At 47.6% G+C, this 13,165-nt stretch carries 14 protein-coding genes; all 14 read left to right on the top strand.

The window, feature by feature from the left end; all coding sequences use genetic code 11:
• The first annotated feature begins 104 nt into the window (after positions 1-104).
• On the top strand, positions 105-1,403 hold the full coding sequence (locus UYK_RS0120955; protein WP_016872098.1) for an HlyD family secretion protein: 1,299 nt from the start codon (positions 105-107) through the stop codon (positions 1,401-1,403).
• An 11-nt stretch (positions 1,404-1,414) separates the two neighbouring features.
• Positions 1,415-3,415, top strand: coding sequence for an ATP-binding cassette domain-containing protein (locus UYK_RS0120950; RefSeq protein WP_016872097.1), 2,001 nt, complete (start codon positions 1,415-1,417; stop codon positions 3,413-3,415).
• Positions 3,412-4,557 (top strand): ABC transporter permease, encoded by a 1,146-nt coding sequence (locus tag UYK_RS0120945; protein WP_016872096.1) that lies wholly within the window; start codon positions 3,412-3,414, stop codon positions 4,555-4,557. Before UYK_RS0120950 ends, UYK_RS0120945 begins: the two co-directional genes overlap by 4 nt.
• A 34-nt stretch (positions 4,558-4,591) precedes the next feature.
• Entirely contained in the window at positions 4,592-5,737 is a 1,146-nt protein-coding gene (locus UYK_RS0120940) for an ABC transporter permease (protein ID WP_016872095.1), read from the top strand.
• Between the two features lie 309 nt (positions 5,738-6,046).
• Positions 6,047-6,364, top strand: coding sequence for a chaperone modulator CbpM (locus tag UYK_RS0120935; protein ID WP_009756724.1), 318 nt, complete (start codon positions 6,047-6,049; stop codon positions 6,362-6,364).
• Positions 6,365-6,414: 50 nt separating this feature from the next.
• Positions 6,415-6,711 (top strand): hypothetical protein, encoded by a 297-nt coding sequence (locus UYK_RS0120930; protein ID WP_009756723.1) that lies wholly within the window; start codon positions 6,415-6,417, stop codon positions 6,709-6,711.
• 45 nt (positions 6,712-6,756) lie between these two features.
• On the top strand, positions 6,757-9,381 hold the full coding sequence (gene clpB / locus UYK_RS0120925; RefSeq protein WP_016872094.1) for an ATP-dependent chaperone ClpB: 2,625 nt from the start codon (positions 6,757-6,759) through the stop codon (positions 9,379-9,381).
• A gap of 38 nt (positions 9,382-9,419) precedes the next feature.
• The gene (locus tag UYK_RS0120920; RefSeq protein ID WP_009756721.1) at positions 9,420-9,818 is read left to right on the top strand and encodes a hypothetical protein; all 399 of its coding nucleotides are present in this window, start codon (positions 9,420-9,422) and stop codon (positions 9,816-9,818) included.
• 8 nt (positions 9,819-9,826) lie between these two features.
• Positions 9,827-10,063 carry a DUF2905 family protein gene (locus UYK_RS0120915; protein WP_009756720.1) on the top strand — a complete coding sequence of 79 codons (237 nt, stop codon included), beginning with the start codon at positions 9,827-9,829 and terminating at the stop codon, positions 10,061-10,063.
• A gap of 21 nt (positions 10,064-10,084) precedes the next feature.
• On the top strand, positions 10,085-10,633 hold the full coding sequence (locus tag UYK_RS0120910) for a phosphate-starvation-inducible PsiE family protein (RefSeq protein WP_009756719.1): 549 nt from the start codon (positions 10,085-10,087) through the stop codon (positions 10,631-10,633).
• A gap of 14 nt (positions 10,634-10,647) precedes the next feature.
• Positions 10,648-10,809, top strand: coding sequence for a hypothetical protein (locus UYK_RS26900; protein ID WP_009756718.1), 162 nt, complete (start codon positions 10,648-10,650; stop codon positions 10,807-10,809).
• Between the two features lie 26 nt (positions 10,810-10,835).
• Positions 10,836-11,597 (top strand): PRC-barrel domain-containing protein, encoded by a 762-nt coding sequence (locus tag UYK_RS0120900; protein ID WP_026086540.1) that lies wholly within the window; start codon positions 10,836-10,838, stop codon positions 11,595-11,597.
• Between the two features lie 77 nt (positions 11,598-11,674).
• Positions 11,675-12,007, top strand: coding sequence for a double zinc ribbon domain-containing protein (locus UYK_RS27835; protein WP_071588138.1), 333 nt, complete (start codon positions 11,675-11,677; stop codon positions 12,005-12,007).
• Positions 12,008-12,189: 182 nt separating this feature from the next.
• Complete coding sequence (locus UYK_RS0120895) at positions 12,190-13,056, top strand: Tab2/Atab2 family RNA-binding protein (RefSeq protein ID WP_009756716.1); 867 nt, start codon at positions 12,190-12,192, stop codon at positions 13,054-13,056.
• Positions 13,057-13,165 lie beyond the last annotated feature (109 nt).

Genomic DNA, 13,165 nt, shown 5'->3' with positions numbered 1-13,165 from the left:
ATTGACTCAGTATTAGCAACCCAGTCGCAACTTAGAGGAATAGATATTTCTAATCTGAACTGCTTTTGATCGCTTAATTAAAACCTGTGATCACGCGAGGCATTATGACCAAAATATTCTCTCCAACTGAGCCAGCCTCAGAGACATCAGCAGACCAATTAGCATCCGAGCAGGCAAATTCTGTAGCTTTACCAAAGGCAAAACTTACCCATCGATCGCTGCTCTGGTGGTTAGGGATTGCGGGATTAACCCTTGTAACAGTTGCCATTCCAGCTTGGTACTTTGGGTTTCGTTCTTCCAGTCCCTCAACGGTGTTGGAAGTGAGCGGTCGGATTGAAGGCTATGAAACGGATATTGGTACTAAAGTACCTGGACGGGTGATGGTTGTAACGGTGCGCGAGGGCGATCGCGTCCAAGTGGGACAGGTGCTTGCTAAACTGGATGACTCAGAAATTCAGGCACAGCTCCAGGCGGCAGAGGCGCGACTAGCAGCCGCTCAACAGCAGGTCAACCAAGCACAAAGGCAGATCAATGTAATTCAAAGCCAGATTGAAGAAGCCCAGCTTAATCTGGAACAGGCACAAGAAGATACCCGGGGTCGAATCACGCAGGCGCGATCGGCACTTGCTGCTGCCCAAGCACAGTGGCAGCAAGCTCAGGCACAACAGGAACAAGCCGAGTCTGCGTTAAACCTGGCGCAGATTGAACGCGATCGCGCGATGAAATTGCACCAGGAAGGAGCCTACAGCCAGCAACAACTTGACCAGGCACAAACGGCATTAGAAACAGCTCAAGCCACCTTGCGGGCACAGCAAGCTGCCGTGGAGACGGCTCGACGACAAGTCAATGCAGCTAAGGGAGATCTCACGTCGGTACAAACGACTCGCCTCAATCCTAATATTCGCCAAACCCGCCTGCAAGGATTGCAAGAGCAACTAGTGATCGCGCGCTCGCAATGGGAGGCTGCCCAAGCCACCGTCCGGCAAGTTGCCGCGGAACGTCAGCGGATTTTAGCGCAGGTCAATGACCTGACGATTACCAGCCCCATTGATGGGATTGTCACAGCACGGAGTGTGGAACCGGGCACCGTAGTTAGCAGTGGAAAAACGCTGTTAACCGTGATTAACCCAAACACAGTTTACTTGCGTGGATTTATTCCAGAAGGTGAGATTGGACAGATACGCGTCGGTCAGACAGCGAAGGTCTATCTAGATTCGGCTCCTGAGCAATCACTTGCGGCTCATGTGGCTGCGATCGACACAGAAGCCTCCTTTACCCCTGAAAACATCTATTTCCGCAATGATCGAGTTGAACAAGTGTTTGGAGTCAAAATCAGCATTGCGACTCCCGATGGTTTAGCCAAACCGGGAATGCCTGCCGATGCTGAAATCGAATTGAACTAGGAGCAAAACTCATGCGATTGGCGAGTGCGATGCATTCGGCTGAATGGCTTCGCGGTGTAATTGTTGAACCCGTCATCCAAGTTCAAGGATTATCTAAACGGTACGGGCGTTTTACTGCTGTTAACAATATTAGTTTTGAGGTCAAGCCTGGAGAGATCTTCGGGTTGATTGGTCCTGATGGTGCGGGTAAAACTACAACCTTTCACATCCTGGCAGGCGTGATGCAAGCCACAGAGGGAACAGTGCAAATTTTGGGGCGATCGCCCCGTCAGATGCGACTCAGAACCGGATATCTGACCCAACAGTTTTCCCTTTACCTCGATTTGAGTATTGATGAAAACCTCCGCTACATGGCAGGGTTACGCAATGTCAACCCCGATCACTTTGCCCAACGCCGAGTCAAGTATTTGCGGTTGATGGATCTAGAACGCTTTAGCGATCGCCTTGCAGGTCAGCTATCGGGCGGTATGAAGCAAAAACTAGCGTTGTGCTGTGCCCTGATTGCTCAACCCGATGTGTTACTGCTGGATGAACCGACAACCGGAGTAGACCCCGTATCGCGGCGTGAGTTTTGGGATGTACTGGCGGCGTTGTCTCAGGAAGGGGTAACAATGGTGGTGGCAACGCCCTATCTGGATGAAGCGGAACGCTGCCATCGGGTGGCCCTCATGTATGACGGACAGATACAACAAATGGGGACACCTGCTGAGTTGCGATCAAGTTTAGGATTAGCCCGCTTGGAAGTGCGAGCAACAGACCTAAAAGCCTGCGAAACGATCCTGTGGAATGCCACCAAGCAGAGAGAACAAATGATTCAGGATGTGCAAACGTTTGGCGATCGCCTGGATGTGCTAGTTCCCCAAGCTGATCCCAACGCTGAAGCGGCAGTGGCTCAAGTTTCCCGGTTATTAACTCAGGCTCAGCAATCGGCAGAAATCCAGGTGAGTGAGCCGACGCTGGAAAATGTGTTTGTGACACGGTTGCGGCAGCGAGGATCAGATCCGCCATTTATCCCTTTTCCGCGTCTGTCTCAGGCTAGCCGTCCCGCTCCTTTGGCTCAACCAGATACACCCATTGCCATTGGGGCGACCAACCTCCACAAAATCTTCGGCACGTTTCATGCGGTTAATGGCGTTAATTTACAAATTCGCTACGGTGAAATTTATGGCTTGCTAGGGGCAAACGGAGCAGGAAAAACCACCACCATTAAAATGCTGTGTGGGTTACTTTCCCCAACTCAGGGAACGGTCACTCTGGCTGGGCAAAGCGGACAATTGCGCCACCCAGAACTGCGGCAGCGATTGGGATACATGAGCCAAAAATTTACGCTTTACAATGACCTCACCATTCAAGAGAATCTAGAATTCTACTGTGGGGTCTATGGGGTGCCACGTTCATTGCAGCGCGATCGCATTCAATGGGTGTTAGAAATCTGTGGGCTGTTGGGGCGAGAAACCCTATTAACCAAAAAATTACCAGGGGGCTGGAAACAGCGGGTTGCCTTTGGTGCATCCGTGCTACACGAACCCGAAATTCTGTTTTTGGATGAACCGACATCGGGAGTCGATCCACTGGCACGACGACAGTTTTGGCGTTTTATCGAAGCTTTTGCCAGGGCAGGAACGGCTGTGTTAGTCACCACTCACTACCTGGAAGAAGCGGAACACTGCCATCGCATCGGGTTTATGGTGGCAGGAGAAATGGTCGCCCAGGGGTCGCCGAGCCAAATTAAAGCGGAGCAACCAGGGCAACTGATCGAACTGCAAGTCTCCAATGCTCAGAAGGCTGCTGATGAATTAAAACAGGTGCTGGAGCCGTGGCGAGTGTCGTTATTTGGCGATCGCCTTCATGTCGTATTAAACGACACTGATTCCGATCTGGCAAATGTGTTGTCCTGGCTACAATCCATCAACATCACGGTGTTGTGTTCACGAACGATTCCATTCTCTCTCGAAGATGCCTTTATTGGCATTGTACAGCGGGCAAAGAAGAAAAGAGGGAGACAGCCATGAGACGAATCTGGAATCAATGTGTCAAAGAATTGGTGCAATTTCGGCGCGATCGCCTCACGGTGGCGCTAGCATTTCTCTTGCCGCTCATGACGCTGCTAATTTATGGGTTTGCCATTCGGCTGGAAATCAAAAACATTCCGCTGACTGTGCGCGATCTGGACAACACCCCTCAGAGTCGCAGCTACATTGAGCGAATTTTTGCCACCAACCAATTTGTTGCGGTTCCCTGGACAACGGTTGAACCTCTCTGTGCCCCTCTGCTAAAGGATTCAGGACATCCCAATCGTCTCGACCCCGTTGATCGCGGCAGTGCCAGAGCAGCAGTCATTATTCCACCTGATTTTGCCAATGATGTGAAAGCAGGGCGAACAGGACAGCTTCAGGTAATTATTGATGGAACAGATGTGGCAAATGCACGGGTCATCAAAAATAGCCTGCTGGCAACCAATCGATTTTTCTTAGAAACGCAGGGTCTATTGCCCCAACAAACTGGAATCGTACCTCATACGCGCCTCTGGTTTAATCCTGGTCGGCGAGAGTCCCTTTACATTGTGCCGGGAGCCTTTGCCATTGTTCTGGCAATTTATCCACCTCTGTTGGCGGCGATCGCAATGTCACGGGAACAGGAACAAGGCAATATTCTTCAGGTTTATGCCTCCAGCCTCACAGCAACTGAACTCCTGTTAGGCAAGAGTCTTGCTTACTTGCTCGTGGGCATTGGAGAAGCTGTCTTCATCATGACCATCGGTGCCATCATTTGGGGACTTCGGTTCGCAGGTGATCCTACCCCGTTGCTGGTCGGCACACCCATATTTATTTTCTCCAGCATTCAGCTTGGTGTTTTGATTGGCAGCAGAACCCAAACACAAAGTGCGGCTGTTCAGGGAGTCGCAACGGTGAAATTCATGACAGCACTCCTGCTGTCTGGATTCATCTTTCCGCTCAGCAATATTCCTTTTCCCCTTTCCCTAATTTCTTATGTTGTACCTGCTCGTTATTACCTGGAACTAGTGCGCGATGCCTTTGTCCGTGGCACAGGTTGGGCAGGCATCTGGTTTGTACCCGTAGTGTTGATGCTACTAGCTGGAGTGGAGTTTGCAATCACCTGGTGGGGCATTCGTCAGATGCAATTGTCTGATTAATCCATTCCATTGATCCATCCAAGAATGGAGAACTATGAAACATCCAGTTTTTCAAGCACAACAATTTTTTCGCTTTTTTAATGTCCGATTAATTGCCCTGATCCGCAAGGAAATCGCTCAAATTCGACGTAACAAGCAACTCATTTTTTTGCTCACCGTTTCGCCCATTCTACAACTCTTGATTTTTGGATTTGCAATTAGTCCTGAAGTTAACCACCTTCAGCTCGGGGTTTTAGACTATGCTCATGTGCCCGAAAGCCGGGAATTGATTGCTGCCTTTACCGCCAACCAGGTGTTTGAGATGCACACGCAGGCAGGCGATCGCAGGACTTTGATCGAGCAAGTTCGTCAGGGCGAAATTGATGTTGGAATTATCATTCCTCCTGACTTTAATACGACCCTGAGACGCAACCAATCTGCTGATGTTCAGGTATTGATTGATGGAGTCAATGCTTACACCGCTGGGGTTGCCAATGGCTACGTGTCACAGATTATTAGCCATTACAACCGTCGTATTGCCCCTGCTTCAATTTCTCTTGCCACCGAACCACACGTCATCTTTCGCTACAACCCTGGATTAGAAAGCAGTTGGTTTTTTGTGCCAGGAGTCATGGGGACAGTTTTAACCCTCGTAAGTTCTTTAGCATCAGCGGTGGAAGCCGTTAGAGAAAGGGACGAAGGAACTTTAGAGCAGGTGTTGATGACTCCTGCAAATGCCCTGGAAATCTTGCTGGCAAAGGTAATTCCTCTATTTGGATTATTATTGGCAGATGTATTGCTAGCATTGGCGATCGCCCGTTACATTTTTCATGTACCTTTCCGGGGCAGTATATTATTGTTTCTGTTGCTTTCCAGTATTTATGTCTTAATTGGCATCAGCATTGGAATGCTCTTAGCGACAATTTCCAGCAATAAACGACAAACAATTCTCACTTCATTTTTTATTAACTCGCCATTAGTCATGCTTTCGGGCGCATTGTCTGCTACTGAAAGTATGCCTACACTTTTTCGGACACTCAGCTATATGAACCCGCTCTACCACTACATTCAAATAGTGCGCGGAATTTTATTACGTGGGGTAGGCTTGGAGGTGTTGTGGAGTAATGCTCTGGTACTGATATTTTTTGCAGTGGTCTTACTCACAAACAGCACTTGGCGATTCCGTCGCCAATTAGTTTAAGGCTATTTTTGTGTAACGATGATAAACGATTCAGCAGATATCCTCATTATTGGTGTAAGCATTGCTGGGCAAGCAGACTACTCCCTCATTTTTTCTACAGATTTGAAGGGAATAATTTAGTTTGTGAAATCCCAATTCGCCTGAAAGCGGTAAAGGCTGGCGCGATCCCAAAGGCAACCGGACGGATTTGCTAGTGCGGCTGAAAATTGTCACCCCGAAAGAACTGAGTGTGCAGGAAAGAGAATGCTATGAAAAGTTGCAGCAGGTCAGCAGTTTTGATCCTCGAGGTGCGATCGCGGAGGTGCATCTATGACCACTAGCATGGGACTTTCACGAGTGGTTTGGTCTAATGGGGGCGATCGCCTCTACAGCTTTGAGCAAGCCGCTTACTTTACCCAAACCTCAGTGCCACTCATTGAGCAATTTGTGACGTTAGGTCTGGTGGAACCAACAGGCACCATGCTGCGCCGCCAGGATCTCGTCCGCGTGGTGCAGATTCAGCGCTTGCGTCGCGATTTGGGACTGAATTTAGTAGGGGCTGCGATGGTGCTGGATATGGCAGCGGAGATTGCCCAACTCAAGGCACAACTGCGTGTTTATCAAACAGAGTTGAGAACCAGGAATTAACGTGCTGACTTGAAACAACAGGATACTGACATCAATCAAGGAAGTGAACCATGCAACTCAATCGCAACATTGTTCAACAAGTATTGGAAATCGCTGCTGAACAGGGTGAAGCAGGGTTTGAAGAAAAAGATATTGCTCACTTATTCGGAGATGAATATGACCTGGTGTTTCACCTGGATTATCTGCATGAAAAGGGATTTATTACCGGAGAATTTACTCCAGGAGCCTACGCCGCCTTTGCGATTTTACCTGAACCAATTCACTTCATTCGCGGCAAAATCACAGCTAAAGGACAGCAATATTTGCAGGGGCTGCAACAATCGGATGAAGTTGTTACAAAAGGCTAAGAAGGCTTTTAGGCATGATTTTGTCGCCGTCTGGAGGATTCAAATATGCAACCGACTAACCCCAACCAATTTACTGAAAAAGCCTGGGAAGCGATCGTTCGGACGCCAGAAATCGCCAAACAATTTCAACATCAGCAAATTGAAAGCGAACATTTAATGCGGAGTCTTCTGGAACAGGAAGGACTAGCTAGTTCTATTTTTAATAAAGCAGGGGTGAATGTTCAGATCCTGCGCGATCGCACCCATGACTTCATCAACCGTCAGCCCAAAGTATCGGGTGGCAGTAGCGGCTCTGTTTATTTGGGGCGCAGCTTGGACACATTACTGGATCGGGCAGAACAGTATCGTAAAAACTTTGGGGATGAATATATTTCCATTGAACATTTAGTGCTGGCGTTTGCCAAGGACGATCGCTTTGGTAAAACGTTATTTCAAGAATTGGGACTCAACGAACAGAAACTCCGTACCACGATTGAACAAATTCGAGGCAGTCAAAAAGTGACCGATCAAAATCCGGAAGGCAAGTATGAATCCCTGGAAAAATATGGACGGGATTTAACCAAATTAGCACGAGAAGGGAAACTCGATCCGGTGATTGGACGGGATGACGAGATTCGTCGCACGATTCAAATCTTGTCTCGCCGCACTAAGAATAATCCTGTGCTGATTGGTGAACCAGGTGTGGGTAAAACAGCGATTGTGGAAGGACTCGCCCAGCGCATTGTCAGTGGGGACGTACCAGAATCATTGCGCGATCGCACCTTGATCGCTCTGGATATGGGCGCTTTAATTGCCGGAGCCAAGTATCGAGGAGAGTTTGAAGAACGACTGAAAGCCGTACTGAAGGAAGTCCAGGAAGCACAGGGACACATCATTCTGTTTATCGACGAAATTCACACTGTAGTGGGAGCTGGAGCCACCCAGGGGGCAATGGATGCGGGGAATTTGCTCAAGCCTCTACTGGCGCGGGGGGAACTGCGCTGCATTGGTGCTACTACCTTGGATGAATATCGTAAATACATTGAAAAAGATGCAGCCTTAGAGCGTCGTTTCCAGCAAGTCTATGTTGATCAACCCAGCATTGAAGATACTATTTCCATTCTCCGGGGACTGAAAGAGCGCTATGAATTACACCACGGTGTGAAAATTTCTGATAACGCCCTGGTAGCAGCAGCTGTATTGTCTACTCGCTATATTAGCGATCGCTTTCTGCCAGACAAAGCGATTGATTTGGTCGATGAAGCGGCTGCCAAACTGAAGATGGAAATTACCTCGAAGCCAGAGGAACTAGACGAAATTGATCGCAAAATTTTACAGTTAGAAATGGAGCGTTTATCCTTGCAGAAGGAAACCGATAGTGCTTCTAAGGAGCGCTTGGAACGATTGGAAAAAGAACTATCAGATCTCAAGGAACAACAATCCGCGCTGAATGCCCAATGGCAGGCAGAAAAAGAAATCATCGATCAAATTCAAAAACTCAAAGAAGAAATCGATCGCGTTAATATTGAAATTCAACAGGCGGAACGAGATTACGATCTCAACCGAGCTGCAGAATTAAAATATGGTAAGCTCACCGATTTACAGCGACAGCTAGAAACTGCCGAAACCCGCCTCAGCGAAACTCAAACTAGCGGCAAATCTATGCTGCGGGAAGAAGTCACCGAAGCCGATATTGCCGAAATAATTTCCAAATGGACGGGTATTCCAGTTAGTAAACTGGTGGAATCCGAGATGCAGAAACTCCTGCATCTGGAAGAGGAATTACACAAGCGCGTGGTTGGGCAAGATGAAGCCGTCACAGCGGTTGCTGACGCGATTCAGCGTTCCCGTGCTGGGCTTGCCGATCCCAATCGCCCGATTGCTAGCTTTATCTTCTTGGGCCCAACTGGGGTGGGTAAAACAGAGTTGGCAAAGGCGCTAGCTGCTTACTTATTCGACACCGAAGAGGCGATGGTACGGATCGATATGTCCGAGTACATGGAGAAACATACGGTTTCTCGGTTGATTGGTGCGCCTCCGGGTTATGTAGGGTATGACGAAGGTGGGCAACTGACTGAGGCAATTCGCCGTCGCCCCTATGCGGTAATTCTCTTCGATGAAATCGAAAAGGCGCATCCGGATGTGTTTAACGTCATGCTGCAAATTCTGGATGATGGTCGTCTAACCGATGCTCAAGGACACACGGTGGATTTCAAAAATACGGTTGTGATCATGACCAGCAATATTGGCTCGCAATACATTTTGGATGTGGCAGGTGATGATAGTAAGTATGAAGAAATGCGCGATCGCGTGATGGAAGCGATGCGAGCGAATTTCCGTCCGGAATTTCTCAATCGGATTGACGAAATTATTATCTTCCACAGTCTGCAATCGCAACAATTGCGCGAAATTGTGAAACTGCAAGTTCAGCGATTAGAACAGCGACTGGTTGAACGCAAACTAGCGCTGAAACTTTCTGAGGAAGCCCTCGATTGGTTGGCTCAGGTTGGCTACGATCCAGTGTATGGTGCACGTCCCCTAAAACGAGCCATACAAACAGAGCTGGAAACACCCATTGCCAAGGCAATTTTACGTGGAGAATTCCACGAAGGCGACACCATTTACGTTGGTGTAGAAAATGAGCGACTAGTCTTTAAGCGTTTATCTTCTGAACTCGTTAGTACTTCCTAGCATACTCAAGCCGGTACAAACACAGGAGGAACCCGACCATGACGAACAACTTTGAATCATCCGCTCCCATCACAATTAGTCCAGAAACTGATGCTCTGGTTGAACAAGAAATGGCAGGGCAAAATGCAGACATCAAGCAAGAAACCAAGGCGCTGATCGAAGCCATCAAAAAACGCGCTCAGTCTGAAATTCATACGGCACAAGACCTGACTCGCGAAGCCTATCTAACGGCTGTGCGGCGTGCCAGAGAAACAATTGAAGAAACAAAATTGATTGATCCTGATCGCCTAGAACAATCAGTGCAACTAATCCAGCAAGAAGCTCAGAAAAATTGGCAGTCTATTGCTGATGAAATTCAGCGTTTGGGCGATCGCCTGACCGAAGCAGCCAAAGCCGCGTGGAATGTTCTAACCCAACCCAAGTCTTCTGATTCCTAGGTACGACTATGATTGCGGAAATTGGAAAAACACTAGTCTTTCTTGGTGCTGGCATCTTGTTGCTAGGAGGTTTGCTCTGGCTCAGTGGTGGAACATTGAAGCACATCCCCCTTGGTCGTTTACCAGGAGATATTTTGGTGCAAAATGAGCATTTTACCTTCTACTTCCCCTTGACCACTGGCCTTCTCTTGAGCCTTGGCTTAAGTGCTTTCCTCTGGCTAGGAAAATTTATGACCAGTCGCTAATTTTCGCACCTTCCTACGGCTATGAAATATCCATCCTCGCCGAACCAAGGCTGGAAATTATGGTTTGAAAGAGACACCATCGTGCATAATCTGGAATTTTTCCAGAATTTTATTGTGGTATCTCTATGTATTGGTTTGTTTTGCGTCATGTTGATTCGGTTGGGTGAAATGTTTCTTTCTCTGTTGCAACCGATTAACTTTCAAGCCATCACGTCTGATATTTTGTTTGTTCTCATCCTGGTAGAAATCTTTCGCCTGTTAATTATCTACCTCCAAGAACAGCGGATTTCCATTGGAGCAGCCGTGGAAGTTTCCCTAGTGTCGGCATTGCGGGAAGTGATTTTACAGGGAGTAGTGGATATTCCTATTGATCGCCTATTAGGAGTCTGTGCTTTTTTAGTAGTTTTAGGTGGATTATTATATTTGCGAGTCTGGATGTTTCAGCGATTTGAGGCAATTGCAACTACCAGAAATGAACATCTCTCGCAACCAAGCACTCAAGATATATCCGACAATCAGCACTTTCAATTGCGCCGTCGTCCGCCATCTATCGAGCAATATCCCTTTTAGTGAACCTAATTGAGATGATCTATCTTCCGGTTACACTGTTACTATTTTTACTTTTCTTACTTATTTTTCCCTTTATCCGGCTGGCGATCACTACAGACGTTGAAGTGGCTGTTGCCAAACTGGGCTTTTCTCCTGGTTTTGCCCTGTGCGGATTATTTGCCCTGTTGTTAACCTGATTATGGATTTTGAAGAGGAATTAAAGATGTTTAACGTCATTCGTCGGAGTCAAATTGTTGGTTTAATGGCAATGGATAGTAGCACGGCCACCCGCTATGGCAGCGTGGAAGAAGTGTGGGTCGATGATAGCGGTCGAGTCGTCTACTTTGCTAGCGATGCAGGCTATACGCCCTTTGAGCAAGTGGCTATGATCGGCCCTGATGCCTTACTGACCTACTCAGAATTAGCGCTTACGCCACCGCCATCCCTACGCCGTCTCCATCAGATGGCTATCCGCACGCCCTCGTTGAGTACTCCCTTGGGTTGGGTAGAAGATTTTCTCTTTGATTGGGAAACGGGCGATATTGCGGCTTACATTTTAGGCGGTGAGATTGCAGCACCCTTTGGTGGTCGGGCAGTTTTATTTCCTGAGGACGTAGAAGCGATTGATGCAGAGGTTGTCGTTATCAAAGAGGATGCTAAAAATCGGCTCAAGAGTGAATCCGAAGGACTGAAAGGGTTTCTGAGTGAGAAATCGCAACAGGTGAAGAATCTGGTGAAGAAAATGGGCGATCGCTTGGCAAAACTCCTTTCACCCCAGGATAAACCCGAAGTTGTCCGCGTCAAAATCAAAGAAGTACGGGATGAACTAGGTCAATCGGGACGACATGACAAAAATGCCTTAGAAGAAGCCAGTGAATTTTTGCAAGATAAATGGGAGGACTTCCAGCATAGCCTCAGCCATACTGGAAAACGGATGAAACAAGCGATCGATTCGGCTTGGAGGCGATTAACTCATTCATCTTGAGGTAAGTATTATCCGCAGCAGGCTCACCAGAATGCAGAATCAAATCACTCTATCGAACGCGGCGGAATATTTTCGGGTTGCGTCGTAGGGCGACGACGGAACTGAATAAGGGAAAATTAAAACATTCTTTGTCCAGAGCGATGTTCTTTCACCGTTTGGGCGAAGTGTGTGATCGATCCTTTGAGGAGCAATGTCTACGAGCCAGTGGGTTAAATAAGCGTGATCGCAGTTTCCCGTTTTGGCACGATGACCCCAATTTTTGTCCCCGGTGCTGGACTCCTGAGACGGCGGCTGACCCTCTCTGGAGTCAAGTTAGGGCTAAATTTTGTTATCTGTGCGGTATGCAGTTGCAGACGAGTTGCACTCACTGTAGGGAGTTAGTTGTGTCACTCAAGTGGACAGCCTTATAAAAAGAAGAGTCAAAATCGCTAAAACCTTGGCATAGCAATCGTTTATAGACCCGGAGTGTAGCTTTTTACACCTATGTTGGCTTCACGTCGTATTCACAACATCTTAGCCCTTGCCCCGATGCTACACATAGGCTCGTATGATGAAGATATAGAAAAAAGTAGCCAAATTTTAACGGCATCACATGGGCAGTATTTGGGAACTTGATTTTTACTCCCGTCCAATTTTGGACGAAAATCAGAAAAAAGTTTGGGAAGTTCTGGTGTGCGAAAGCCCTTTGGATACGCGCACAAAAGTTGATTCTTTGTTTCGTTATGCTCAGTATTGTCCCAGTACCCAAGTAAACTCCGTATGGCTGCGGACAGCTTTACAAGAGGCAATAGACAAAGCAGGAGAAGCGCCGATTAAAATTCGCTTTTTCCGTCGCCAGATGAATAATATGATTACCAAGGCGTGTGGTGATATTGGTATTCCAGCACAGCCAAGCCGTCGGACTTTGGTATTGAATCAATGGTTGCAGCAGCGGATAGAACAAGTGTATCCACAAGAACCAGGGTATCAGGGTGGGGTAAATCCCTCGGTACGTTTGGAAGCACCTTTACCTCAACGCTTACCAGATGCTTTGGAATGGCAACAGTGGGGATTTGTTACTTTGCTAGGTTCGGAATTTGCGGATATGCCTGACTGGGAAATTGATTTTGGAGAAGGATTTCCCTTGGAATTAGCACAAGTTTCTCCGGAAACTAGCATTCCTGGTATTTTAATTTTCTCACCCAGAGCCTTACCTCTAGCAGGTTGGATGTCTGGGTTAGATTTAGCTTGGTTAAGATTTGACGACAGTCCACAGGGAGGAAGATTGCTTCTAGAAACAGGTGCTACAGAAAGTTGGATTTTAGCCAATCTCAAAAACCCGCAAATTTTGGCAGAAGCCAGAAACTTTGAACAAGCCAAGCAACAAGCAAACGGAGTACATTTTATCGGGGTACAGTCTGATCCCCAATCACAATCTTTTGCAGGGTTTTGGCTGTTGTGTGAGATCAATCTGTCTTAAAGTGAATTGGGGAATGATTAATGTTGGTGGTTGGTGGTTAGTGGTTAGTGGTTAGTTGTTTAATACTTACTCCCCCACTCTCCCCACTACCCCTAATCCCCACCAGGGG

Source organism: Fischerella thermalis PCC 7521 (assembly GCF_000317225.1).
In the GTDB taxonomy this organism is placed as follows: Bacteria; Cyanobacteriota; Cyanobacteriia; order Cyanobacteriales; family Nostocaceae; genus Fischerella; species Fischerella thermalis.
The sequence above is the reverse complement of the archived record's forward strand: the minus strand, read 5'-3'. Positions and strand labels throughout refer to the sequence as shown.